The 24653-nt window shown below is 47.0% G+C and carries 20 protein-coding genes; 5 read left to right on the top strand and 15 right to left on the bottom strand.

Translation table 11 applies throughout. The features are described from left to right. Nucleotides 1-5 precede the first annotated feature (5 nt). The 6 genes from JT717_RS19060 to JT717_RS19035 form a co-directional block, all read right to left on the bottom strand. A complete protein-coding gene (locus tag JT717_RS19060) occupies nucleotides 6-3782 on the bottom strand; it encodes a right-handed parallel beta-helix repeat-containing protein (RefSeq protein WP_205512507.1) in 3777 nt (1258 codons plus the stop codon). Between the two features lie 537 nt (nucleotides 3783-4319). Next, nucleotides 4320-5120, bottom strand: a complete 801-nt coding sequence (gene pyrF, locus JT717_RS19055; RefSeq protein ID WP_205512506.1) for an orotidine-5'-phosphate decarboxylase — start codon at nucleotides 5118-5120, stop codon at nucleotides 4320-4322. Continuing rightward, nucleotides 5117-6403 (bottom strand): kynureninase, encoded by a 1287-nt coding sequence (kynU, locus tag JT717_RS19050; RefSeq protein WP_205512504.1) that lies wholly within the window; start codon nucleotides 6401-6403, stop codon nucleotides 5117-5119. Before kynU ends, pyrF begins: the two co-directional genes overlap by 4 nt. A 109-nt stretch (nucleotides 6404-6512) precedes the next feature. Next, entirely contained in the window at nucleotides 6513-7298 is a 786-nt protein-coding gene (locus JT717_RS19045; RefSeq protein ID WP_205512502.1) for an SDR family oxidoreductase, read from the bottom strand. A 138-nt stretch (nucleotides 7299-7436) separates the two neighbouring features. Continuing rightward, on the bottom strand, nucleotides 7437-8348 hold the full coding sequence (locus JT717_RS19040) for a glycerophosphodiester phosphodiesterase (protein WP_205512500.1): 912 nt from the start codon (nucleotides 8346-8348) through the stop codon (nucleotides 7437-7439). Between the two features lie 195 nt (nucleotides 8349-8543). Further along, a complete protein-coding gene (locus tag JT717_RS19035) occupies nucleotides 8544-9641 on the bottom strand; it encodes an Mrp/NBP35 family ATP-binding protein (RefSeq protein WP_205512498.1) in 1098 nt (365 codons plus the stop codon). Nucleotides 9642-9744: 103 nt separating this feature from the next. Between JT717_RS19035 and JT717_RS19030 the strand changes: the two genes are divergently transcribed. Then, nucleotides 9745-10386, top strand: coding sequence for a carboxypeptidase-like regulatory domain-containing protein (locus tag JT717_RS19030; protein ID WP_205512496.1), 642 nt, complete (start codon nucleotides 9745-9747; stop codon nucleotides 10384-10386). Between the two features lie 273 nt (nucleotides 10387-10659). After that, complete coding sequence (locus JT717_RS19025; RefSeq protein ID WP_205512494.1) at nucleotides 10660-11544, top strand: 3-hydroxyacyl-CoA dehydrogenase family protein; 885 nt, start codon at nucleotides 10660-10662, stop codon at nucleotides 11542-11544. Between the two features lie 445 nt (nucleotides 11545-11989). On the opposite strand, the gene JT717_RS19020 is transcribed toward JT717_RS19025, so the two are convergent. The 4 genes from JT717_RS19020 to ribD form a co-directional block, all read right to left on the bottom strand. Next, nucleotides 11990-12658, bottom strand: a complete 669-nt coding sequence (locus tag JT717_RS19020; protein WP_205512492.1) for an XAC2610-related protein — start codon at nucleotides 12656-12658, stop codon at nucleotides 11990-11992. Nucleotides 12659-12851: 193 nt separating this feature from the next. Beyond that, a complete protein-coding gene (locus JT717_RS19015) occupies nucleotides 12852-13463 on the bottom strand; it encodes a YigZ family protein (protein ID WP_205512490.1) in 612 nt (203 codons plus the stop codon). A gap of 69 nt (nucleotides 13464-13532) precedes the next feature. Continuing rightward, complete coding sequence (locus JT717_RS28865) at nucleotides 13533-14417, bottom strand: EamA family transporter (RefSeq protein ID WP_205512488.1); 885 nt, start codon at nucleotides 14415-14417, stop codon at nucleotides 13533-13535. Beyond that, entirely contained in the window at nucleotides 14414-15472 is a 1059-nt protein-coding gene (ribD, locus tag JT717_RS19005) for a bifunctional diaminohydroxyphosphoribosylaminopyrimidine deaminase/5-amino-6-(5-phosphoribosylamino)uracil reductase RibD (protein WP_255553014.1), read from the bottom strand. Before ribD ends, JT717_RS28865 begins: the two co-directional genes overlap by 4 nt. Nucleotides 15473-15515: 43 nt before the next feature. Between ribD and prmC the strand changes: the two genes are divergently transcribed. Then, complete coding sequence (gene prmC, locus JT717_RS19000) at nucleotides 15516-16478, top strand: peptide chain release factor N(5)-glutamine methyltransferase (protein ID WP_205512484.1); 963 nt, start codon at nucleotides 15516-15518, stop codon at nucleotides 16476-16478. Nucleotides 16479-16673: 195 nt separating this feature from the next. Here the strand turns inward: prmC and JT717_RS18995 are convergent, their stop codons facing one another. From JT717_RS18995 to JT717_RS18985, 3 genes are all read right to left on the bottom strand, one after another. Next, nucleotides 16674-17075 carry an ExbD/TolR family protein gene (locus JT717_RS18995; RefSeq protein ID WP_205512482.1) on the bottom strand — a complete coding sequence of 134 codons (402 nt, stop codon included), beginning with the start codon at nucleotides 17073-17075 and terminating at the stop codon, nucleotides 16674-16676. Between the two features lie 48 nt (nucleotides 17076-17123). After that, the gene (locus JT717_RS18990) at nucleotides 17124-17837 is read right to left on the bottom strand and encodes a MotA/TolQ/ExbB proton channel family protein (RefSeq protein ID WP_205512480.1); all 714 of its coding nucleotides are present in this window, start codon (nucleotides 17835-17837) and stop codon (nucleotides 17124-17126) included. Nucleotides 17838-17973: 136 nt separating this feature from the next. Then, complete coding sequence (locus JT717_RS18985; protein ID WP_205512478.1) at nucleotides 17974-18915, bottom strand: SPFH domain-containing protein; 942 nt, start codon at nucleotides 18913-18915, stop codon at nucleotides 17974-17976. A gap of 290 nt (nucleotides 18916-19205) precedes the next feature. Here JT717_RS18985 and JT717_RS18980 point away from each other — a divergent pair, with 290 nt between their 5' ends. After that, entirely contained in the window at nucleotides 19206-20189 is a 984-nt protein-coding gene (locus JT717_RS18980; RefSeq protein ID WP_205512476.1) for a YpdA family putative bacillithiol disulfide reductase, read from the top strand. Between the two features lie 479 nt (nucleotides 20190-20668). Continuing rightward, on the top strand, nucleotides 20669-21970 hold the full coding sequence (locus tag JT717_RS18975) for a T9SS type A sorting domain-containing protein (protein WP_205512474.1): 1302 nt from the start codon (nucleotides 20669-20671) through the stop codon (nucleotides 21968-21970). Between the two features lie 164 nt (nucleotides 21971-22134). Here the strand turns inward: JT717_RS18975 and JT717_RS18970 are convergent, their stop codons facing one another. Next, nucleotides 22135-23274, bottom strand: a complete 1140-nt coding sequence (locus JT717_RS18970) for an OmpA family protein (RefSeq protein ID WP_205512472.1) — start codon at nucleotides 23272-23274, stop codon at nucleotides 22135-22137. A 93-nt stretch (nucleotides 23275-23367) separates the two neighbouring features. Beyond that, nucleotides 23368-24612 (bottom strand): peptidase T, encoded by a 1245-nt coding sequence (gene pepT, locus JT717_RS18965; RefSeq protein ID WP_205512471.1) that lies wholly within the window; start codon nucleotides 24610-24612, stop codon nucleotides 23368-23370. Between the last annotated feature and the right edge of the window lie 41 nt (nucleotides 24613-24653).

Here is a 24653-nt window from a genome sequence, read left to right as displayed (position 1 = left end):
TTTTATTACCGGACAAGATTGAATGTTCCTTTTTGATTTACCCGTGACCCATCTGAGCGGATACCTGACAGAACAAATACGTATACGCCTATTGGCTGTGGTTTGCCTTTGTACTGGCCATCCCATTCGCCCTGCAGGTCGGTGGTTTCAAAAACTTTTTCACCCCACTGGTTGAACACCATCCAGCGAATTGACCGCATGGTATTGCTATACACCTTGAACACATCGTTCCTGTTATTTCCATTGGGGGTAAATGTATTGGGCACATAGATGCCATCTGCAAGCGCCGTATCGATCACCCGTTGTGAAACATATTCGGGGCAATCTACCCGGGAGCCAAGGGCTTTTACCATCAGTCCAACGGTATCCGAAGGTTTCAGTCCGCTTATGGTATGCGTAAGTCCCATGGCGCCGGAAGAAGGTATTGTCCAGTTGATACCATCGCGCGATACGCGGTAACCAGTCGTATTTTGCACGGAAGGCCAGCTGAACCGGACGGCATTTACGCCTGAGGAATCTGCCCGAAGTACGGGATTGGTAAGCTGGCGGCAGATGGTGAATTCAATGGCGCCAATATCGGGCCTAGCTACATCCCTGGCAACATCCACAATATCTTTGGCAATACCCACATTGGTTCCGCGGTTCTCGAATGGTATTTTGGTAGGTGTAAGATCACCGTTGGCCAGGTCGTGATAAACAGGGTCCATGGCAATTGAATTGGTGTCTTTACGGGCAACCAGCCAGTCGGCCAGCGTAGCATAATTCGTACCAGCCATAAAACCGGTATAAGCACCGCCGGTACCATTGGAGGATACGTATATATTGTTGTAATCTGAGGGAGTGATGTTATCTGCAGCAAAGAAATATATCCCAAACTTGTTGGCAAGGCCACCGCGTTTTACGGTAATGATATTGTCTTTAATGATATTTCCGGGTTGAACTGCACCAAACAAAGCGATGCCGCGGGTTATAACACCGGCAAAAGGTTTACTGGCTGTGTCATCGAGAGAAATGGTATTGTGATAAATTTTCAGGTAATTCGAGAGCAGGGCATAGATACCATGCTGCTGTCCATTGCCTTTAAATTGATAGATCACATTATTGGTAATAATACTGGGCTTAGTGGGAACAGTGTTCACTTCATCAAACACAATACCCTCCACCTGAACAACAGAGCTCCTGACTTTCTCCAAAAGGTTATGGATCCTGTTCCTTGTAACGGTAAGGCCCATATTGGTATTTTCCACCTTGATGCCTACAAACGGTTCGGTAGAAAATATGGTGCGGCTGGGGTGGCTGATATCATTGCTGTCGACCAACACATTTTCCTGGCCGGCAATATAAATACCGTGGGTGCAGTTATCGAGCAATTTATTTTTGGTGATGCTATTTCCGAATGCGTATACCGTGTGGGTTATACTTGATTCTGATGTACAGGTAATGCCATAATAACCACCGGTTACTGTATTGCCTGTTACGAGGTTACTATCGCAAAGGCTCGCATCTACGATACTGCCCGGGTCACTTGCATGGCCATTGATCACAATACCGGCAAAAAATTTACCGGTAGAAGATTTGGTTACCGTGACGTTACAACGTTTTATGGTATTGTGATCGGCATTGTTTATCAGTTGTATGCCCATGCCGAATGTAGCCGAGGGCAGCAATTCTACATTAAGGCTGTCGATGGTAATATAATCCGCATCATTCAGTTTGATCACTGCCTGGTCAACATTGCCTGGTTTGAAGGCAATGGTAGCGCCATTTCCATGAAAGGTGATCGTTTTGGCAGGCGATGTGGCGACCGCAGGCAAGATCAGCTGTTCATTATAGGGTCCATTATTACTGGCAACATTAAATATCACAGAACCATTGATTCCACATTGCAGCGCGCGGGCTGCATCAGCGAAAGAGTTAAAGTTAACCCCACTGGTAGGCAGGGCACTGTTGATCGTGTAGGTACCTGCATTAAGCGCGGAAGTGACCATTACCCTGACCGGTGAAGAATATGCAGTAACTCCACCGCAAGTGAGGGCTACGCGGTAGTACAGTGTGGTGGTGGGCGTAATTTCATAAAGCGGATAGCCGAGCGCAGCAGTGGCATTGGTATAAGTGCCCGTTGCCGAGGTGGCTGTTTGCCAGGTATAGGTTTGGCCGCTTCCGGCAGAATTGCCTCTTAAACCAAGACTGATCTTCGGACCTAAACACATAACCGAATCAGGGGTTACGAAGGCCGAACCCGGCGTAACAGGTCCGGCACAGGCCGTGGAAGTGAACTCATAACAACCGGGGTCGGGATTGGTAGCATTGCGGTTGGCCTTTGTAATATCAGTATTCACAGCACCGATCACTGCAGCCATATTATCTACAGCGCCCGCGGTAGGCCTGAAATCGAAACCAGCCAGGTTGGTGTAAGCCGGATTGATATCGGTTGAAAAAAGGTCAAATTTTGTAATGTCGCGCCAGGTGGATAATGAATTGATGTTATTTCCCCCATAAAATCCTACGGCACACAATGGCGCCTTTGCAGCCTGGATATAAAAGACATTATGCTCACTGGCCAGGGCAATGGGATCGTTGTTTATATAAAACCCATAGTTCTCAACATTCGTGTTGCGCGTAACGGTTATGATATTGTTCTTTACGTTCACATTCGAAATGTCGGCATCAAAGAAGATCGCATAGGTGTATGTTCCTATGCTTGCCTGATCGTCGAAGGACAGGGTATTATTATATATATTCAAATAGGAACTGGGATTGCTTCTGCAGGCAATTCCCATTTGCATACCCCCGGTTGAAAAATTATAAATGAGGTTATTGGCAATAAGACATTCTTTACCAGCTACACTTTCAGACTGGATCACAATACCCGCCACTTCACTGTCTGTTACTGATTCATCTACCCAGAAATCATGGATGCGGTTGTTGATGATGGAAACGCTTTGGTTTTTAGCCGACATGAAGATGCCCGAAGAGTAGTATATAAAGGGTCCGCCGGTTATTTCATTGCCATCTATCTGGGTGCCTTCATTGTAATAGAGCTGCATGCCATAATACCAGAAATCACTGATGGTGTTGTTAACGATCCGGTTGCCTGACATAAAGCGGTCGGGGTCACCAAAAGCCGGCGACGATGACAGCGTGATACCTACACTGCCACCGCTAATGGTGTTTCCCTCAATGAGGTTATGGTCACAGTTGCTGGCGCCCGGATCTATGGAGTTGCGGTCATTACCATTGATCACAATACCTTCATTGAATTCGGGAATGTCATTGTGATGATTTACCCTGATGCGGCAATTCCTGATGGTGTTATGGTCGGCATCATTCACGAGGTGAAATCCATAACCGTATTCGCCAAAATTGATACCCTGGGGTTCAACCACCAGGTTATTGAAAGTTATATAATCAGCATTATTCAGTTTTATACAGGCACGCTGGTTGTCATCGGTGGCCAGACAGGTAATTGTTTCTCCATTACCGTTGAAGGTAATGGTATTGGCAGCTGACGTGCCGGCAATGGTATTGATAAGCACCTGTTCATTATAAGGTCCGCTGCCTGGCTGTACATTAAAAGTTACGGCGCCATTGACACCATTGGTAGTAAGAAAGGCAACGGCGGCAGAAAATGTCTGGAAATTTGTGGCGCTGGCTGCTGCGCCGGCATCGATGGTAAATGTACCGGACACCTGTGCGTGAGCTTCAAATAAAAATGAAGAACCTAAACAAAGGGTAAACAGAAATATTTTATTAATTACGTGCCCGCGTAAAATTTTTCGCATAGCCGATGATTGGATTTTAAATTTCTATAGGATATCGGATAATATTTATCTGATGAATTATTCCAAACTTAAAAACCAATGACCACAATCGCTATTGATTATTGGTTAATGGTTGTTCCTTTAACAGCATAACCCATGTAAGAATGTACCATTCATACAGGGGTATACGGAGTTAAGGAAGTTTGGTTTGTTAGTGCTTCGCCGTTAAAATACCCTGCCTGATAACCGATAAAACGTATTATTACGATCCGCCACTTAGTGTATCTTCGCTCTTCCCTTCAAATCACCTATAACGCTTTCGGAAAAGACATTTGGTATCTTTACGCCTTAGAATATCTAAAACGCTTTTTACTGCCGGCAATTGTGTGCAGCCCTTCCTGTTAGTGAAAAAATAATACACATTTTTTAAATAGAACTGTGTGAAAGTAAGCCCCTTATGTACTTAAAAATGAGTAGAAATTTTGTAAAGCCTGCGCTTACCAAATATAGTTTTGTACAACAATAGCTGTAGAACGCTGTTACTGCGTTATCTTTCTTTTACAGGTAAGCGGCCATTTCCTGCTGATATTCTTTGGCAACCAGCATTGCCCTGGCAGCAAAATCTTCCTTGTCCGACGCATAAATGATAGCCCGGCTGGCATTCACCAACAGGCCTACATCTTTATTCATGGCTTTTTCCGAGATCTCTTTCAGACTGCCCCCCTGCGCTCCTACCCCGGGCACAAGGTAAAAATGATGGGGTGTAATGGCGCGGATATTCGTGAACTCAGCAGCCTGGGTGGCGCCCACCACAAACATGAGCTGATCGGCTGTTCCCCATTGTGCTGCCGTGCGTAAGACTTTTTCGTACAACAATTCATCACCTGCTTTTTGCAGTTCAAAATCACGGGCACCGCTATTGGAAGTAAGACCCAGTACGATGGTCCATTTATCCCTGTATTCCAGGAAAGGCAATACGCTGTCGGCGCCCATATAAGGCGCTACAGTAATGGCATCAAATGGTATGGCCTCAAAGAATGCTTTGGCGTATTGAGAAGAAGTATTGCCGATGTCGCCGCGTTTGGCATCGGCTATTTTAAAATGGCTATCCGGAATATATGCAGCTGTTTTTTGCATGGCTTCCCAGCCTGGCAAACCCAATGCTTCATAAAAAGCCGTATTGATCTTATAGCCCACACAATAATCTTTGGTAGCATCGATGATCTGTTTATTAAACTCAAATACGGGATCGGCCTTTGACAAGAGGTGTTTGGGGATCCTGGTAAGATCTGTATCGAGCCCTACTATGAGGTATGTCTTTTTACTGCGTATCTGTTCAACCAGTTGCTGCCTTGTCATACGAGTTGGAGTTGTAATATTTGCCGCAAGATATTGGTGAATTGCCATACTTCCTCAAAAGTATTGTATAAAGGCACAGGGGCCAGCCTGATCACATTTGGTTCGCGCCAGTCGACGATCACACCGGCCTTCGCCAGTTCGTCAAATACCTGTTTACCGTTTTGTAACATCAACATAGACACCTGGCATCCTCTTTCATTTTCGGGGCGGGGTGTTATGAATTCAATAACGGGTTCCTGTTGCTGCTGGTTCAGCTCATCGAGCAGGAACCATAACCAGTTATTGAGTAATTGCCTTTTCTTTTGCAGGCGGTCAAACCCCGCTTCCATAAAGATCTCGAGCGCAGCGCGGTGTGCAGCATACAATAAGGGAGCCGGCGTACTAAGCTGCCAGCCCTCCGCCGAACGGGTTGGGTTGAATCCTTTCTGCATTAGGAACCGCGTGGCTTTATCGTAACCCCACCAACCGGCAAAACGTGGTAAGCTGGTATCGTTATGATATCTTTCGTGAATATAGGCGCCGCCAATTCCGCCGGGGCCCGAATTCAGATATTTATAACTGCACCAGGCTGCAAAATCAACGTGCCAGTCGTGCAGCTGTAAGGGAATATTGCCGGCCGCATGCGCCAGGTCGAACCCCACTTTGGCGCCTACCGCCTGCGCGGCTTTGGTGATGGCAGCCATATCGAAGAGCTGACCGGTGTAATAATTCAATCCACCCCACAATACCAGGGCGAGCTCATCTTTGTGTTCTTCTATTGTCTGTAAAATGTCTTCCTGCCTAATGATATGTTCGCCGGGCCGGGGCGCTACTTCAATGATCACGTCACCGGGATTGAAACCGCAATATTTCACATGCGTTTCCAGCATATACTGATCGCTGGGAAATGCTTTCGCCTCACAGATGATCTTGTTCCGTTTTTGATCGGGTTGATAAAATGATACCAGGAGTAAGTGCAGGTTCACCGTGAGCTGGTTCATCACCACTACTTCCTGTGGTAAGGCGCCTACAATGTGTGCCAGGGGTTGAATGAGCCGGTCATGGTATTGCAGCCAGGGTTCCTCGCCCATAAAAAAGCCTTCCACCCCGTAATTGGCCCATTTGTTCATTACCTGCTGCATGTAGGCTGCGGTGCGCACCGGCTGCAGGCCCAGTGAGTTTCCGAGAAAGTAGATCTGCTGCCGGCCATCGATAACCGGTATGATGAACTGATCACGGAATGAACGCAGCTCATCCTGCTGATCGAGCTGGCAGGCGAATGCTTCCGTATTCTCAAATTGCATGTAGTTTTGTTTGCTTGATATATTCAGCCTCGCGACTGTATTTAACTTAAGAACTTATGCACTTAATAACTAATGAACTTTGAACTATGAACTGTGAACTTAAACTAAGTTATAGTGCCCCCGTTTTTCCCCCATCAACCGGTATGCTTACCCCATTGACATAGGATGCGGCGGGTGAGGCCAGGAAAGCGGCTACAGCAGCCAGTTCGGCCGCTTCACCAAAACGCTTCATGGGGATCTCCTGTTTCATTTCCTGTTCAATTACCTCGGTTGGTAGCCCGCGCTTTTGCGCATTGTTCTTAATAAGGCTCTCAAGGCGTTGGGTCTTGGTTAAACCAGGCAAGATATTGTTCACCGTTATATTGAATTGTCCCACCTCATTGGCCAGGATCTTTGACCACAAGGCTACAGCACCGCGTACGGTGCCTGATACCGCCAGGTTGGTAATGGGAATACGGATAGACGTAGAAATGATATTGATGATGCGGCCATAATTCGCCTGCTTCATGGTGGGAATCACTGCCTGGGCCAGCAGTTGATTTACGATCAGGTGCTGATTGAATGCCTCCAGGAATGCTTCTTCTGTGGCATCGAGCACCGATCCGGGTGGTGGCCCGCCGGTATTATTGATCAGGATATGCACCGGGTTTAGCTGCACATGCTGTTGGATGACATGTTTTACCTGTTCGGGTTTGCTGAAATTGGCTACCAGGTAGCTGTGCTGCTGGCGAAGGGCAATATCAAGGCTTTTTACGGCTGTCTGCAATGCTTCTTCATTTCTGGCGAGTAAGGTACAATTCGCTCCCTGTAAGGCCAGTTCTTCGGCAATGGCCAGTCCAATTCCCTGGGTGCTTCCGCAGATCACTGCGTTCTTTCCTTCTAATGATAAATTCATAGCCTTTAACTCCCTTACCTCCGCCAGCTGGCGGAGCATTTTAAGATTATTCTATTGTTTAAGATAGCATAGCTTGCCAACCGTAAACTAATCGACTCATCAACCAGGTAAGCTATATCAACTTATGCACTTTATTAACTACTGAGTCAACAGATCCGGGTAATCTGATATAATGCCATCCACGCCAAGCTGCTTCAGCTTTTCAATCGCCTCCTTGTCATTCACCGTCCAGGGAATGACCTTGATCTGCCGGTCGTGGCATTTTGTTACCAGTTCTTTGGTCACCAGGCTGTAGGCCGGACTATAGATCGTTGGGTTGAACCCCAGTGCTTTCAGGTGTTCTTCCAGGTTGCGTTTATCAAAATCCTCAATGAGGGCAGCTGTTCTTATCGCGGGATATCTTTTATGCACGACCTGCAAGGTGCGAAAATCGAATGACTGAATGATCACGCGGTCACTGATCTTCGCCGAGTTGATCACTTCCATAATCCGTCTTACGAACTCTTCGGGCGCCGGGTGATACTTGTTATCTGTGGCCGGTTGTGATTTGGTTTCAATATTATAGAAAACCGGCCGGCCGCCTTTTAATTTATGATAGGCTTCTACATGATCGATCACTTCGCGCAGTAAGGGCTTGGTAGCTTTCAGGCGACGCTGGTTCGGAAAACGCGGATGCGGTTTCAATCCCACATCATAGGCCTGCGTTTGCGCATAGGTCATATGGTAAATGTTCAGGCTGCGCTCATCCTGTTCCGTGACAGGCTTGCCATCGGGACCGGTCGTGATCTCATGATTAAAAAAAGGTTCATGCGATAAGATCACCTCTTTGTCTTTAGTGATCACTGCATCCATCTCAAGGGTGGTAACGCCCAGCTCCAGCGCCTTCATCATGGCCGGAATGGTATTTTCGGGCATCAGGCCCCGGCAGCCGCGATGGCCTTCGATATCAAATGCAGGTAACAACGGATCAGTAACTTTTTTTGAAGCGTGACAAGCAAATATAAGTGCAACCAGTACAAGGAGCTCTGTTACTTCCCTAAATTTAAACATATACATTTTTTACAGTGATGATCAGGAAGGATATTGGAGCACCGACACAATTGGCAATTGACAATAGCAATTGGCAAATACCAAAATTCATGCTTAACTGTTAATTGCAGGTTACTTTAATTTTTAGGGATAGACAATCGGCAATGAGAAGGCTTTCATCGCATTGCCAATTGTCTATTGCTTGTTGCATATCGGCTAAATAACTTCCGCCACCCTGGCGGAGCTTACCTGCGCATTGCGCATGGAAATACTGCGGGTAGCATTGGCGGCAAACTCTTCAAATGCTTTGCGCGAGATCATATCATCACTCATCATAATGGGAATTCCCAGGTCCCCGCCTTCCCGGATGCCCTGCACCAGGGGAATTTGTCCCAGGAATGGCAGATCATATTCTTCGGCCAGGCGCTTCCCGCCTTCTTTGCCAAAGATATAGTACTTATTATCAGGTAATTCAGCAGGTGTAAAATAACTCATATTCTCAACAAGCCCGATGATGGGTACTTTAAGCTGGGCCTGGCTAAACATACCGATGGCCTTTTTAGCATCGGCCAGGGCTACGTCCTGCGGTGTTGTGACGATCACGGCGCCGGTAACCGGCACTGTTTGCACCAGGGTCAAATGAATATCTCCGGTGCCGGGGGGCATATCAATGACCAGGTAATCGAGTTCATCCCAGAGCACATCGGTCACAAACTGGCGAATGGCGCTGCTGGCCATGGGACCGCGCCAGATCACCGCACTTTTTTCATCAACCAGTAAACCGATACTCATGAGTTTTATGCCAAACCGCTCGAGCGGAACGATCATACCTTTCTGCCCTTCGCCCATACTTTTCATCATTGGCCGCTCTCCGCGCACCCCAAACATGATCGGTACGCTGGGACCATAAATATCCGCGTCCATCAGCCCCACTTTTGCACCGCCCTGCGCGAGTGCCAATGCCAGGTTGGCGGATACGGTACTTTTTCCAACGCCGCCTTTTCCACTTATTACAGCTATGATATTTTTAACTTTTGGCAGAACCGACCCTGGATCCTGCCGGTTAGTGCTGGTGTTGGCCGTGAAGTTCACTCTTACAACTGCTTCTTTGTTAACCAGCGATTTAATAGCGTTCTCACTGGCCTTCGCCATCATATCTTTCATCGGACAAGCGGGTGTGGTAAGCACTACAGTGAAAGACACCGTATTACCGCTAATCGCTATATCTTTTACCATGTTCAACGTAACTATATCCTTACCCAAATCAGGTTCCTGAACGTTCCTCAATGCATCTAAAACTTTCTCAGGGGTCATTCATCTAAGTGTTTTGTTAAAAAGATTTATTTGCCACAAAATTAACCATTGACCTTAGTATTTTGTTGAAGTATTTTAGGCATTATGTATATATTTGACGGGCATGAAAAGACGTTTACTTTTTCTTATTTTCCTGGCGATTGCCATCCCCTTTGCCGCTAACGCTCAATTTGAGAAACTGAAAGATTCCGTAATTCAGTTGTACGGTGTTGTAATGACCGCCGACAGCCTGAAAGCGATACCCGCTGTGACCGTCATGATCAAAGGCCAGAACCGGGGTACCATCACCAATGAGCAGGGTGTTTTCAGCATTGTGGTAATGAAGGGAGATATAGTTGAGTTCACGTCTATCGGTTATAAACCCAAACTGGCTACCATTCCCCGCGACCTGGAAGGCAACCAGTACAGCCTGCTGCAATTGATGGTTACCGACACCATGTATCTGCCTGCTACTGTTATTAAACCGCGCCCCACCAAGGAACAATTTGAGCGGGATTTTGTGAATGTATCCATTCCCGACGACGATATAGAAATTGCCCGCAAGAATACCGACGAATCAAAACGCCGGGTACTGGCCCGTACATTACCCCGCGATGGTACCGAAAGCTCCAATATGTTCCTGCGTAACAATGCACAACGGTACTATTATAGCGGACAAGCGCCTCCACAAAACATCTTCAACCCCGCCGCCTGGGCAGAATTCATCAAGGCCTGGAAAAGGGGAGATTTTAAAAATCAGAATTGACAATTTGCTGATTTGCTAATGTGCTGATTTGCTGATGTGCTGATGGCTCCATTTCTAGACGTGCGATCAATTTCAGCAGCCTTATTTATCAGGCATAAACTTAGCCCTTGCTAACGCAGGGCGATGCCAGCTATACCGCCGCTCATAATTTCTCGTGTACAGGTTTTGTTATACAGGCAAACATTTGTTAGTTTTCGTGTAAGTACATTATCTTTAGCCTAATGAGTAATTGTTTTTGATTAGCAAATTAGCATATTAGCAAATTATCACATTATGAATATTGCTGTCATTGGGGCGGGTACTATGGGCAATGGTATTGCGCACGTTTTTGCACAGAATGGTTTTACCGTAAATCTTATTGACGTACATGCCGCTCAACTGGAAAAAGCCATTCAAACCATTCAAAAGAATTTCGACCGCCAGATCGCCAAAGGCGCAGCTACAGAGGAACAAAAGAACAAAGCCCTTGCACAGCTGACCACCTATACCGACCTGGTGCAGGGTGTAAAGGAAGCTGAACTGATCGTTGAAGCAGCTACTGAAAATATCGAGCTCAAACTAAACATCTTTAAACAGCTCGATGCGCTGGCGCCCGCACAGGCAGTGCTTGCAACCAATACCTCCTCTATTTCCATTACCCGCATTGCAGCGGTTACCAAAAGGCCCGGTCAGGTGATCGGCATGCATTTCATGAACCCGGTGCCGGTGATGAAACTGGTAGAGATCATTAACGGTTATGCCACCTCCCAAACAGTTACCGACACCATTGTGGCATTGAGTAAACAACTGGGTAAAGTGCCCTGCGTGGTAAACGATTATCCCGGCTTTATAGCCAACCGCATCCTGATGCCGATGATCAATGAAGCGATCTACAGTTTGTATGAAGGCATTGCCGGCGTGCAGGAAATTGACACCATCATGAAACTGGGTATGGCCCACCCGATGGGTCCGCTGCAACTGGCCGATTTCATTGGGCTCGACACCTGTCATGCCATCTTAAACGTGTTGTATGAAGGGTTCGGTAATCAGAAATATGCGCCCTGTCCCCTGCTCACCAATATGGTTACGGCCGGTTATCTGGGGGTAAAGAGTGGTGAAGGGTTTTATAAGTACTCGGCAGGTAGTAAGGACCTGGTTGTGAGTGAGCGGTTTCTTTGATGGTTACAGGTACATGGTTAGTTACCGGTTGCCGGTTACCAGTTACCGGTTACCGGTTGCCGGGAAATACAGAATACAGGTTACAGGTTACATGTTACAGGTTACATGTTACAGGTTACAAGGTTAGTTACCGGCTAGCGGTTGCCGCACAGGCTCTGTAACGAACTTGCAACACGCACAACGCACAACAGAGGCATCTGTATTCACCATTGACCATTCACCATTGACCATTCACCATTGACCATTCACCAGTCACCGGTTGCCGCACAGGCCCTGTAACCTGCAACTTGAAACAAGCACAACTTACAATAGAGCGATCCCTTTTCACCATTCACCATTGACCATTCACCATTGACCATTCACCAGTCACCGGTTGCCGCGCAGGCCCTGTAACCTGCAACCTGGAACTTGCAACACGCACAACCCACCATTCACCATTGACCATTCACCATCCAAACTGTCTTTGCCATTTTTCCGGCAGGGGTAAATTGGGGATTGTATAGGCCGGAACCCGTTCACCATTGCAATAGATAAAATGTTCCAGGTGCCAGCGGCTGCTATCGGCTTCACCATATTGATTGGAAATGTATTCTTCCTGGATCTGTAATCGCCCATCCTGCCAGATGAATTTTCCATAAAAACCTTTGCAATGCTCGCCCAGGTAAATCGACTGCTCTTCTGCGGAAAACCCGAAGTCAAAGTAAGATCTTATTTCGGGTATATGTACCAGCTTGTCTCTTTCACTGTTGTATAAATACAGATCCCTGCAACCGGGCGCCGTGCAACTACAGGAGCCTGCAGAATAATTCCAGACGATGGAAAGATCTTTATAGCCATCAAAATTGACATCTGCAAATTGCAGGGCGCTGTCTTTAATGACACCAAAACCATGCATAACCTGCCGTAAAGTCCAGCTATCATTTTTAAGAAAGAAGAAAAAAAGGTTCTTATTGGCAAAACCAACTATGGCATGCTGCTTTTGACTGCTACAGATATTTCCTCTGCAGAATTGTACTTTGGTGGTATCACCGTCAAAAACGGCTAAGGTATAAAAGCGGTCGCTCCCTTTATGGCTTTCGAGTTTTCGGATGCAGTAATCTGTGAAAAAAGACATTTGTTCAGCACTATCCATCGCCTTACTTCGCAACACTTCATAAGGAACGGTGTGTACTGATAATGTATCTTTTGTTTTGCTCTTGCCCCATGGTCCATTTCCCTGCTTACAGGCTATGAGCAATATGATATGAAGGAATATTATTATAATAAACCGACCCATACGCTGTCAGACCTCAGTGAGCAGAAAGATACTACAAATTTTTCTTCATTACCTCCACATTCCTTATTTCACTGAACTTGTACAATGCTTCTTCCAGCCGTCCTTTAGGAATGCCTACCACGATCCGGCAAAAAAGGTTCATTTCTTTTTCCAGCACCTGGCAGTTAAGCTGCTTCACCAGCATCATGATCTCGTTCATTTGCGTATAATCGAACTGGAGGGTATAAGCTACTTCTATCGGCTTTTGAATGATCGGCGTAACCTGGAGGGCCAGCGAGGCCGCCGATTTATAGGCATTGATCAGTCCGGGCACCCCCAGCAGGGTGCCGCCAAAATACCGCACCACCACTACCAGGATGTTCGTAAGCTTTTTACTATCGATCTGGCCCAGGATGGGTTTTCCCGCCGTACCCGAAGGTTCACCATCATCGCTTACGCGGAAGGTGTTATTATCAAGGCCCAGGCGATACGCAAAGCAATGATGCGTGGCCTTGGGATGTTCTTTTTTGATCGCTTCCAGGTTCTTCTTAAAATCCTCCACTGATTGGATGGGAAACGTATAAGCTATGAATTTGCTGCCACGGTCCTTAAACTCGGCAGTAGCGGTTTTATCGATCGTATAGAAAAATTCGGGGTCGCTCATAAATGATTCTTATTAAAGATGCGGGTGTACCACGCTTTTGAAGTGTGACACACCTGGCTTGGGGTACGGCTATCCATAGGCGATCAAAGCAATGGCACCCAGTGATAATACAATTCCCAGCCAATTGATAGCCGATAGCTTTTCCTTAAAGACGAGCCAGGCTACGATCGCCGTGAACAATACAATTCCCATGTTATTAATGGGAATAACGGCCGAACTGTTGCCTGCATAACCTTTCAACGCGCCCAGCAAACACCAGATGGAAAAATAGTTCGGCACACCGATACAAATTCCTGCCACCATCGCCCTGCCGGAAAGTTGTTGCCTTCGCGTTATAAACAGGAATGATAATATGATCAATCCTATCCCGGCTGCCACACAAAAAGCGGTGATCAGGTAGGCATCCTGGTTACCAGGGTTTATAAATGCCTGTTCCACATACTTGATCATGGTATCGAGCAGGCCGCTGCCCACAAACAACAATAAGGGCATCGCCCACAATACCCAGGATAATCTTTTCCCTTTACCGTCGTGCCGATGGGGCCTTGTGGTGAACCAGACAGCCAGTAAGGCCAGCACCACCCCTGCGATCTTCAAACCGGTAGCCGCTTCGTTATACAGGTACAGGGAGAATACAAAGGGTATTACCATTGATAACTTATAGGCGACCGTTGCCGCAGCCACCCCTATTTTCTGCACCGTAAAAGCCGCCAGGTTAAACATGGAAATAAAACAGGCGCCCATCACCAATGCCCAGCTAAACCAGGGCTGCTGAACCAGGGAAGCGTTCACGGGAAAACTTCCGTTCACAACACTGCCGGTAATTACGCAAACCGTATAGTTAAACACAATCGCCTGCAGGTTATTAATGCCTAACCGCTCAATTATTTTAAAGGAAATGGTCAACCAGGCAGTGAGTATGATACTGGCAATGAGAAATAATAAACTGCTCACTGTACCAGGGTTTGCGGGTTCACAAAATATTGGAGGGTATCTGAAAACAAGGTTTCCTGTTGCAGCAGCTGGCCGGAATGCAAACGCGGAGCAGGCAATCCCTGCGGAACAACGAGCTCATGATTGGTGATCAGCCGTATTTCATCCCACAATCCTTCATCGATGAAAGACTGCAGCAATTGGGCACCGCCTTCCACCAGCACACTCTGGATCTTTAACTGATAAAGCGCATGTACGATCTGGTGAACCAGGTTTACATCCTGCGTAAGCTGGTAATACATCAGGTTATCCATCTGTTCATGCTGCAGGGCGTTAAATACGATCGTTCGCACCTGGCGGTTGAATAATTGTAAGGAGGACGGCAGGCGCAAATGCATATCCACTACCAGCCGCAGCGGGTCAGGTCCCTGCCACAAACGGGTTGTGAGGGCCGGATCATCGAAGAGAGCGGTATTGGTGCCTACCAGGATCGCCGCTTCTTCACTGCGCCATTTATGCACCAGCCGGTTGGTGAATTCATTGCTGATCAACAGCCGTTCTGTACCGGCCTCTCCTGCCATCTTACCATTGGCCGTTTGCGCCCATTTTAAAATGATATAGGGGCGATGCTGTGTATGAAATGTAATGAACCGTTTATTAAGCGTTTTGCATTCGCGCTCCAGCACGCCCATGGTAACCTGAACACCGGCAGCCTGCAATTTTTCCACGCCTTTACCATCCACCTGTTTAAAAGGATCGCGTACACCGATCACTACCTGCGGGATCTTATTTTCAATGATCAGATCGGCGCAGGGCGGTGTTTTGCCAAAATGCGCACAGGGCTCGAGCGATACATATATCGTCGACAGCGGGATCAGATGCCGGTCTTCCGCTTTTACCGAGTTCACGCAAAACACTTCCGCGTGCGGACCGCCATATAACTGGTGATAACCCTCGCCGATGATGCGGCCTTCATGCACCAGCACGGCGCCTACCATGGGGTTGGGCGCCACGTATCCTGCTGCCCTGCTGGCCAGCTCGATACACCGTTGCATGTATGTTTCGTGGGTGTTCAAGAAAGCCGCAAATATACACTAAAATACCCTCATCTTTGCCCTTATGACCGTTCACGAAGCACAACAGCAGTTGCAAACATCCCTATACACCTTGTACGATAACCGCGAGGCTGCGAATATAGCCGGCTGGGTTATGGAACATGTGACCGGCATGCGTAAAATTGACCGTATTATGCATAAACAGTCGCTTTTGCCGCCTGAACAGATCAGCAGGCTGCAGCAATATACCAGCGAACTGCTGTCGCATAAACCGGTGCAATACGTGCTGCACGAGGCCTGGTTTTGCGGTTTGCCTTTTTATGTTGATGAAAACGTGTTGATACCGCGTCCTGAAACGGAAGAATTGGTGGAGTGGGTTGTTTCGGAAGCCCAACTATACGAAGTAAGAAGTAAGAAGTACGAAGCAAGAAACGCAGAACCTGGAAATAAAAGCCTGAAACCGAATGACGAAGTTGCGAAAGCCAATGGATCTTCTTCCCTCAGCATCCTCGATATAGGCACAGGAAGCGGTTGTATTCCCGTGGCGCTTAAAAAGAAAATTCCTCAGGCAGAAGTGTATTCCTGTGATGTGAGCGCAGCTGCGCTGGCGGTAGCTGCCCGTAATGCAAGCACCCATGGCGCCGATGTTCATTTTTTGCAGGCCGATTTCCTGGATCCCAGGACCTGGCCTGGCCTGCCCGCAGTCGATATCATTGTAAGCAACCCGCCTTATATACCGCATAGCGATCAAAGCAGCATGTTGCAGCATGTGCTGGCCTATGAGCCACACCTGGCTCTATTCGTGCCCAATGAAGATCCGCTGGTATTCTATGATGCCATGGCCTGCTTTGCGCAACAGTATCTATTACCCGGCGGCGCCCTCTTCGCCGAAATTCACGAAGATCTGGGCGAACGCACAAAAACCTTGTTTGAATCGAAAGGCTTTGTGGCTGAAGTGAAGAAGGATTTTCAGGGGAAAGACAGGATGATCAATGTGATAATGAAAACCAATGTGCTAATTTGCTAATATGCTAATGTGCTAATGGAAATACAGTTCCGATAATCGAGCATCATTTAGTTATGTTTTTTGCATTCATTAGCAAATCAGCACATCAGCAAATCAGCTAATTCTGTTTTTGTATTCATTAGCAAATCAGCACATCAGCTAATCAGCTAATTCTGTTTTTGTATTCATTAGCAAATCAGCACATCAGCTAATCAGCTAATTGACCTTCGTGTCTACCAGCAGCGTTGATCGTGCACCGAGATCGCGGGCTACGCGCATCACCGCCACTACATTCTCGAGCGGAACGGTTTTATCGGCATTGATCGCTATTGTTGCCTGCGTTGAATCTTTCTGCACATAAGGCTGAATGAAGGTCCTCATTTCTTCAATACTGATCTGTTTACCGTTGATGATATATTCCCCGGTAGGTTTTATATTCACGATTACCGTTTGTTTGGCTTTTGTATCACTTTTGGCCTTTGGCTGCGACAGCTTGATCACATTCGGATTGGCCAGGGTTGATACAATAAGGAAGAAGAACAACAGGATGAACAGGATATCATTCAAGGCTCCTGCATGCATCTCTCCATGTGTTCTAAGTCTTCTTCTTATACTCATTTTTTGAAACGTTTAAGGTATAATGTATAAGGATGAAGATTGCATCAACTATCTCGTTGGCTCCTGCAAAATATCCATGAACTCGGCTTTGGCCACTTCCATGCGGTTCACCGTTTTATCGATCTGCGCATTCAGGAAGTTATAAGCCACATAAGCGAGCAGACCGATGATCAACCCGGCTGCAGACGTGATCATTTTTGTATAGATACCACCTGCGATCTGGGCTGGTGTAAACTCACCCGATGCATTGATATTATAGAACAATTGCAACATACCAAAGATGGTTCCGAGGAACCCGAACATAGGCGCAATACCGTAAACCAGCGATAAGACTGACAGGTTACGCTCCATTTTATACACTTCGAGAACGCCTACATTTTCCATGCTCTTTTCAATGGCATCGATGGGTTTACCGATCCGTTGCAAGCCTTTATCGATAATGCGGGCAACAGGGTTTGAGGTATTCTTGGCCATTGACCGGGCTGCTGATACATTTCCACTTAAAATATTATCCCGTATAATGTACATGAAGTTGGGATCGATCTTACTGGCCTTGCGGATGGCAATGAGCCTTTCAAAAAAGAAGAAGACAGCCAGTACGAACAACAATCCCAGGGGTATCATGAGGGGACCGCCATTTGCCAGAAGCTCCATAACATTCATGGTTTGGGCGTCCTGGGCGCCAGCTGGAGTGGCTCTTGTCAAAGAATCGGCGACGGAAGTGGTAGCGGGATTGGTAACTTGTAAAAAAAACCAATTCATCCAGATATTTTTTTAAAATCAACAATGGTGTAAATGTAGGCAAATGTGTGCCTAAAACGAATCGAACGATTTAATATTTCTTAAAAGTTTGCTAATTGAATTACCTGATAGTCATAATTGTACAGCCAATAAATCGTTAATTCCGGCGCTGATCCGGATCGCCCTTCATTTGCATCATCGCCATGATCTGCTGCATATTGCGCTGCATGCTTTCACTGCTGCCATCGAGGAAAATGATATTACCCTTGCCAACTTCGGCAAAATTCTTAATGGCTTCCGTCCACATACTGAACAGGATCACATTCGTATCGAGGTTTGCCTGTTTCATTTGTTCGGCTGCCTGGCTCATACCGCGGGCTACTTCTTCACGGAACAACGCTACCCCCTGACCGCGTAACTGGGCAGCTGTACGTTCAGCCTCAGCCGCAATTTTGATGGCATTACCTTCTGCTTCAGCCGATTTTGTTTTAGTGATCAGCAGGGCCTGGCCTTCATTCTCTGCCGCGGCTTTAAGGTTATTACTGGCCACCACCTTGCTCATACTGTCCATAATCGCTTTATCGAATGTAATATCGTTGATCTGCAGGTCGAGCAGGTGATATCCCCATTCTTCCAGCAGATGGTCTATTTGCTCTTTAACATACTCTACGATCTCCTTGCGCAGGCCCAGGATCTCGGCCTGGCGTTTGGTGGCCACAAATGACCTGATGGTACCTTCAATGGTGCGGGTGAGCGCCTGCATAAGGTCGCGCTCGCTCAGGAATTTGAAGGCAACTTTTTTTATGGTTTCTTCATCGGCATTCTGCACCGAGTACAGCAACATGCTTTTAAAATACACATTGGCCTGGTCGGAAGTCACTGCCTGGAACTCCATCTCCACGGAACGGTTCTGGATACTTACCCGGCGGCTGATCTGTTCCAGGAAGGGTATTAAAAAATTCAGGCCAGGGTTTAGTACCCGGCGGTATTTTCCAAACATGGTCACTACCCCAACAAAGCCCTGGTTGATGGTCTTCAAACCGGCAAATAAAAAGAGTATGATCACAATGACATACCAATAGGACGCTAACAAATCCATAAGATTAAATTTTAATTAATGAAAGTAGCGTGAAAAGGGAAGATTTGCAAATTATAAAAAGCCGCCGGTTGCCGGTTTCCGGTTACCGGCGCTTTGCCAATCGCCGCCCAAACAATGAAAGCCTGAACCATGGCATGGTTCTTTTGGTTTTACAAGGTAGCTTTTTTCAGTCGTAGCCGGCTTTTCCGGCGACTGGCAACCGGTAACCGGCGACAGGTAACTTACCTCAGGAGACTGGGCCCTGAACTAAGACAAACGCAACTAAAAGACTAAGAATTAACTTTGGCATAATGAATCCAACCAATCAATTCGACATCATCATCGTGGGCGGCGGCCCTATAGGTTTGGCCTGTGGCCTGGAAGCGAAAAAAGCCGGTTTACATTATTGCATCCTGGAAAAAGGCTGCCTGGTGAACTCGCTGTACAATTATCCCATGAATATGACCTTTTTCTCTACTTCCGATAAGCTGGAAATAGGCGGCATCCCTTTCGTAAGCAGCAACATCAAACCTACCCGTCCGGAGGCATTGGAATATTACCGCAGGGTAGCCACCAGCAATAAGCTCAACATTCACCTGCAGGAAGAAGTGAAAGAAATTACCGGCAGCAATGGCAAATACCAGGTGGTTACCAGCAAACAAAACTATCTCGCCACTTTTGTGGTGATCGCGACCGGTTTTTATGATATCCCTGTTAAGATGAATATCCCCGGCGAAGACCTGCCGAAGGTGGTTCACTATTATAAGGACCCGCATTTTTATGCCATGCACAAAGTGGTGGTGGTGGGCGCCAGCAACTCGGCGGTAGACGCTGCCCTGGAAACCTGGCGCAAGGGTGCTGAAGTAAGTATGGTCATCCGCCATGAAGGCATTGGCAAGCGGGTGAAATACTGGGTTAAACCCGATATCGAGAACCGCATCAAAGAAGGCAGCATTAAAGCGTATACGCATTCCTCCTTAGTGGCCATCCGCGAAAAAGAGGTAGATATTCTTACACCGGAAGGAACGGTCACTATTGAAAATGACTATGTGATCGCTATGACCGGTTACCAGCCGAACTGTGCGTTCCTGCAGCAGGTAGGTATTCAATTATCGGACGATGAAGTGATGCAGCCTGTTTATAATCCTGAGAGCATGGAAACGAATATGCCGAATATTTACCTGGCCGGCGTGGTATGCGGTGGTATGAAAACGCATGTTTGGTTTATTGAGAACAGCCGTGAGCATGCCGAACTCATCATCAGGTCTATACGAAAGAAGTTGCTTAATGAATAGTTAGTCAGTTCTTCAGTTCCTTTTAGCTCAATACTTATGGAATTCGGCGCAGAGGTTGGCGTCTTCAAAACTGCCATTGGCGACCAGGTTTTTGTGAATACCCGGCCAGGGGTGCGCACAGCATGTGGGTAAAGGCGGGAACGAATGGTGTAACCTGTTTCATAGACAGGTTGACAATGGCATGATCGTAATGTAAGCAAATTTCGATTCCCATGTACTGCGGGTTTGATCAATGTCAAGAAAGCCGGCATCCTATTGCATCTTAAAAAAAGGCAATATATTTTTACATCAGCTTACTTCTACCACAGATCCTTTCGAAACTCCAGCACCATAATAATCAAAACCATCCGGGATATTTCTTTTCATTAATCCTTTTGAAGACCTCCGATTAGTCTTTTCTACAAACATGTAGCAGAAAAGCGTTTCCTCCAATTCCTCTGGGGCCATCCCTAATTTTAATTCATCCAAAATCAACTGAAATGAAAAAGATCTACTCTTTGCTCATGGTATCTGCTATTGCCCTGGCTTCAAAAGCACAATTGGTTATCAACGAAAACTTCACCGGTTACACCAACCCGTTGGGAAACCAGAATGGCTGGGTACAAAAAGGAAGTGGTTTCGACGTACAGGTAAACAACTTTAATCCGCTTACCCTACCCGGTTATACAAGCGGCGGCCAATATATGTCAGTGGCTTCAGTGAACGGAACCGACCCACACAAACCTTTCTCTGTTGGCATAAATACAAGTTCCGCGAAAACAATTTTCATGTCGTTTTTAGTACGGGTATCCTACGCCAGCCAATTCAATGGCGGGCCTGAGTACTCCATTGCGCTTGCCGATACCGCTGCCAACGCTTTTCCGGCACAGTTCTATATAGGTGAAAGAAATGGATCGAGCACCGCTATTGAATTTGGCGTAGCGGTAGGCAGCGCAAACCCGAATTATACGTCTACGGGCTACATGTATGGTACTACCTACCTGATCGTGATGCGTTATGATGTGGTACCAGGTGGCGGCAATGACGACGTATATTTATGGGTCAACCCTTCATTAACGCAGGAGCCTTCCATTGATACTGCTGAAGTTTCGCAATTGAATACGGGCGAAGTTGCCTATGGCAGCCTGCTGAATGCCCTGAAAGTCTCTCAAAGCGATGATGATAATTCTCCTGATGCCGAATATGATGGTTTCCGGGTTGCTGCAGGTGCAAACTCTGCCGAAGCATGGGTTACCTTAAGCCCTGCCGGCGCTCCCCTGCCTGTTCGGCTCACCAGCTTCAATGCCAGCGAAGAAGGATTAAGCACAAAACTGATCTGGAATACGGTTGACGAACACGGCATCACCAGCTATGTCATTGAAAGAAGTACGGATGGCAGAACCTTTAGCGCTATCGGTTCCGTGAAAGCTGCCAACCAGAAAACCTACAGTTTTACCGATCATCAACCGGTTTCCGTGCAGGGCTATTACAGGCTGAAAATGATCGAAACAGACGGCAGCTTCAAACTGAGCTATATCATCAGTTTAAAAAGCAAACTCACGATGAATATCAGCTTGTCGCCCAACCCGGTTAAAAATGTGTTGATGATCCAGCACCCGAAAGTAGGCACCAATGGTCTTATTCAAATTGTGAATGCCAATGGTCAGTTGGTGAGAGACATAAAATTATTCGCCAATGCGGTTATTTCAAATGTAGATATGAGTGGTTTAACCAGCGGGCTGTATCATATTGTTTTCAAGAGCGGGGCTGATATGTTTAGTAAGACTGTAATAAAGCAGTAAAACCGTACCACCATGTGGGATGAAAGAAGCCATCGGAGTAAAATTCGGTGGCTTTTTTGGTGAATGGTGAATGGGCAATAGGCAATGAGCAATGGGCAATGGGCAATGAGCAATAGGCAATGGGCAATGGGCAATGGGCAATGGGCTCGCTACCAACCGGTCACTCACCGTTCATCTTTATAAAGAAAGATCTCTACCCGCCTGTTAAGCTGTCTTCCCTTAGGTGTTTTGTTACTCCGCACCGGCCGCCAGTAAGCAAAACCCCGGGTGATGGTCCTGGCATCGAGCCCCGCCACTTTGCCGGCCAGGTATTTTTTGACCGATTCGGCGCGCTTCAACGACAAGGCTTCATTAAGCGCGAGTTTGCCGGTGCTGTCTGTATGTCCCTCCACGATCATTGAATCGATCACGGGCAGGGATAACTTACTGGCAAAGCTGTCGAGCAAATGAAAACTCAGCGGTGACAATTCATAACTGCCGGTAGCAAAAAAGATATCAGGAATTACAAGGGTGTCGATATGTTGCACTTTTTTTTGGGCAGTCTTCGGCAATGGCAGTACCGGTGGTGGATTACGGCGGTATTCATACACTTTTCGCACCAGGTAGCTGTGCCGTTCGTTCTCTTCATAAATGGCACGCCGCACACTATCGGCCTGAAAGCATAATTTCTCATTGGCATCAACCGGCGTTAGAGAAATATCATCTAAAAAAATATAATAATCATGGCGGTATTCAGCGTGTTGAATACCGGCATAGTCGATCCGTTTAAAGTTGCCGATGGCAATATATCCCTCGGTACCATCGGCGGTGTATAATAATTCCACTTTTTGCCAGACTGCGGGGTTCTTCGTTGTGTCCATTCCGTTGATGCTCCACAACTGCGGCTTAATGAACCTGAAATGTCTTTTCTCGAATAAATAATCCTGCGCCGAGAAATAGATGCCGATACTATCGAGGATATGATGCGGGGAGCGCACATACATTTTCAGCTTATATTGTTGCCCGGCCCGCAGACCGCATAACAAACGGGTCCTTATAAAATTGCGGATGCCCTCCATCGCCAGGCTGCCGGCCGTAAGGCCAATGTAGTGAATGCCGGTATGGGCTTTGACGGCGCCTTTTTGCGTGGCGTCGAAATAATAGTTGGCAGTTAATGAAGTTCCTATCCAGGCTTCCGGCGCACAGTTCTTGATATATTCAACGCAAATGTTCTCATCTTCAAAACCGCCGTTTGCCAACAAATTTTGACCAATGGCAGCTTCGTAACAGAAGAATAAGATACTATATGCAACTAAGACCCTCATAAACAAAATTCCCGATTTCCCGATTTCGAGATTTTGAGATTTTGTCCGCAATCCTCCAATCCTGAAATCTCTAAATCCCGCAATCCCAAAATCCTAGGTTGTTTCCTCCCAGATACAAGCCAGGTGCACGATCGTCTCAACACTTTTCTGCATGTCCTGAACGCTCACGTATTCATGCTTGCCATGAAAAGCCATTTCACCGGTAAAAATGTTCGGACAGGGCAATCCCATAAACGACAGGCGCGATCCATCCGTTCCACCCCGGGCGCTCATTTCGATCAATGGCACACCGGCCCGTTTTATGGCTTCTTTTGCATAAGCTGAAACCTGCGGATGTTTATCCAGCACTTCTTTCATATTACGGTATTGCTCTTTCACCGCAAAATCGGCTTTTGCGCCGGGGAAACGTTGGAGGGTCGATGCCAGCTTTTCCTTTAACAGATCTTCATAGCCGGCGAGTTTAGCGGTAATAAAATCGCGGATGATGAATTCCAGCGTCACTTTCTCGGCAATGCCATTTATGCGAACGGGGTGCACAAAGCCCTGGCGTTTTTCCGTTGTTTCGGGCGACAGCTCTTTTGGTAATGACTCCAGGAAAGCAGCCGCCACTTTCATCGCATTCACCAGTTTATCCTTGGCATACCCGGGATGGGCGCTTATTCCATGAAAGGTGATCGTAACGCCATCGGCGGAAAAAGTTTCATCTTCGTACGCGCCGCGTTCGCCGGCATCGAGGGTATATGCAAACTGCGCACCCAGTTTTTTGAGATCAACCTTATCTACACCGCGGCCTATTTCCTCATCAGGTGTGAACAGGATCTTGATGGCGCCATGCGGAATGCCGGGGTTGGTCATAAAAAAATGTGCCATATCCATGATCACCGCAACACCCGCCTTATCATCAGCGCCCAACAGGGTGGTGCCGCTGGCGGTAATAATATCCTCCCCTCTCTTCTTCCCCAAATACGGATGATCCGTGGGCGAAATAACCTGCGAAGGGTCGTCGGGCAATACAATATCGCCGCCATCATAATTGGAATGTACGATCGGTTTTACGCCCTGTCCAGTACAATCAGGCGCCGTATCAACATGCGCGCAATAACAAATAACAGGCACCTGCTTTGCCGTATTTGCCGGAATGGTGGCATACACATAACCATGCTCATCGAGCTCCGCATCGGCAACCCCCATGGCCTTTAATTCCTGCACCAGCAAACGGCTCAGGTCCTTTTGCTTTTCGGTAGAGGGACAGGAAGCAGATTGCGGATCACTTTGCGTGTCTATCTGTACATATCGCAAAAACCTTTCCCGTACGGTAAAACTATAATTGGTAAACATGTAAGCTGTATTTTTGGCAAGATAACTCAATTATCGCTTCA

The organism is Longitalea arenae, assembly GCF_016924755.1.
GTDB lineage: Bacteria > Bacteroidota > Bacteroidia > Chitinophagales > Chitinophagaceae > Niastella > Niastella arenae.
The sequence above is the reverse complement of the archived record's forward strand: the minus strand, read 5'-3'. Positions and strand labels throughout refer to the sequence as shown.

Bases quoted from the DNA above. Each gene is read 5' to 3' on its own strand.
- JT717_RS19060 (WP_205512507.1), bottom strand. From the start codon at position 3,782: ATGCGAAAAATTTTACGCGGGCACGTAATTAATAAAATATTTCTGTTT.
- pyrF (WP_205512506.1), bottom strand. From the start codon at position 5,120: ATGACAAGGCAGCAACTGGTTGAACAGATACGCAGTAAAAAGACATAC.
- kynU (WP_205512504.1), bottom strand. From the start codon at position 6,403: ATGCAATTTGAGAATACGGAAGCATTCGCCTGCCAGCTCGATCAGCAG.
- JT717_RS19045 (WP_205512502.1), bottom strand. From the start codon at position 7,298: ATGAATTTATCATTAGAAGGAAAGAACGCAGTGATCTGCGGAAGCACC.
- JT717_RS19040 (WP_205512500.1), bottom strand. From the start codon at position 8,348: ATGTTTAAATTTAGGGAAGTAACAGAGCTCCTTGTACTGGTTGCACTT.
- JT717_RS19035 (WP_205512498.1), bottom strand. From the start codon at position 9,641: ATGACCCCTGAGAAAGTTTTAGATGCATTGAGGAACGTTCAGGAACCT.
- JT717_RS19030 (WP_205512496.1), top strand. From the start codon at position 9,745: ATGAAAAGACGTTTACTTTTTCTTATTTTCCTGGCGATTGCCATCCCC.
- JT717_RS19025 (WP_205512494.1), top strand. From the start codon at position 10,660: ATGAATATTGCTGTCATTGGGGCGGGTACTATGGGCAATGGTATTGCG.
- JT717_RS19020 (WP_205512492.1), bottom strand. From the start codon at position 12,658: ATGTCTTTTTTCACAGATTACTGCATCCGAAAACTCGAAAGCCATAAA.
- JT717_RS19015 (WP_205512490.1), bottom strand. From the start codon at position 13,463: ATGAGCGACCCCGAATTTTTCTATACGATCGATAAAACCGCTACTGCC.
- prmC (WP_205512484.1), top strand. From the start codon at position 15,516: ATGACCGTTCACGAAGCACAACAGCAGTTGCAAACATCCCTATACACC.
- JT717_RS18995 (WP_205512482.1), bottom strand. From the start codon at position 17,075: ATGAGTATAAGAAGAAGACTTAGAACACATGGAGAGATGCATGCAGGA.
- JT717_RS18990 (WP_205512480.1), bottom strand. From the start codon at position 17,837: ATGAATTGGTTTTTTTTACAAGTTACCAATCCCGCTACCACTTCCGTC.
- JT717_RS18985 (WP_205512478.1), bottom strand. From the start codon at position 18,915: ATGGATTTGTTAGCGTCCTATTGGTATGTCATTGTGATCATACTCTTT.
- JT717_RS18980 (WP_205512476.1), top strand. From the start codon at position 19,206: ATGAATCCAACCAATCAATTCGACATCATCATCGTGGGCGGCGGCCCT.
- JT717_RS18975 (WP_205512474.1), top strand. From the start codon at position 20,669: ATGAAAAAGATCTACTCTTTGCTCATGGTATCTGCTATTGCCCTGGCT.
- JT717_RS18970 (WP_205512472.1), bottom strand. From the start codon at position 23,274: ATGAGGGTCTTAGTTGCATATAGTATCTTATTCTTCTGTTACGAAGCT.
- pepT (WP_205512471.1), bottom strand. From the start codon at position 24,612: ATGTTTACCAATTATAGTTTTACCGTACGGGAAAGGTTTTTGCGATAT.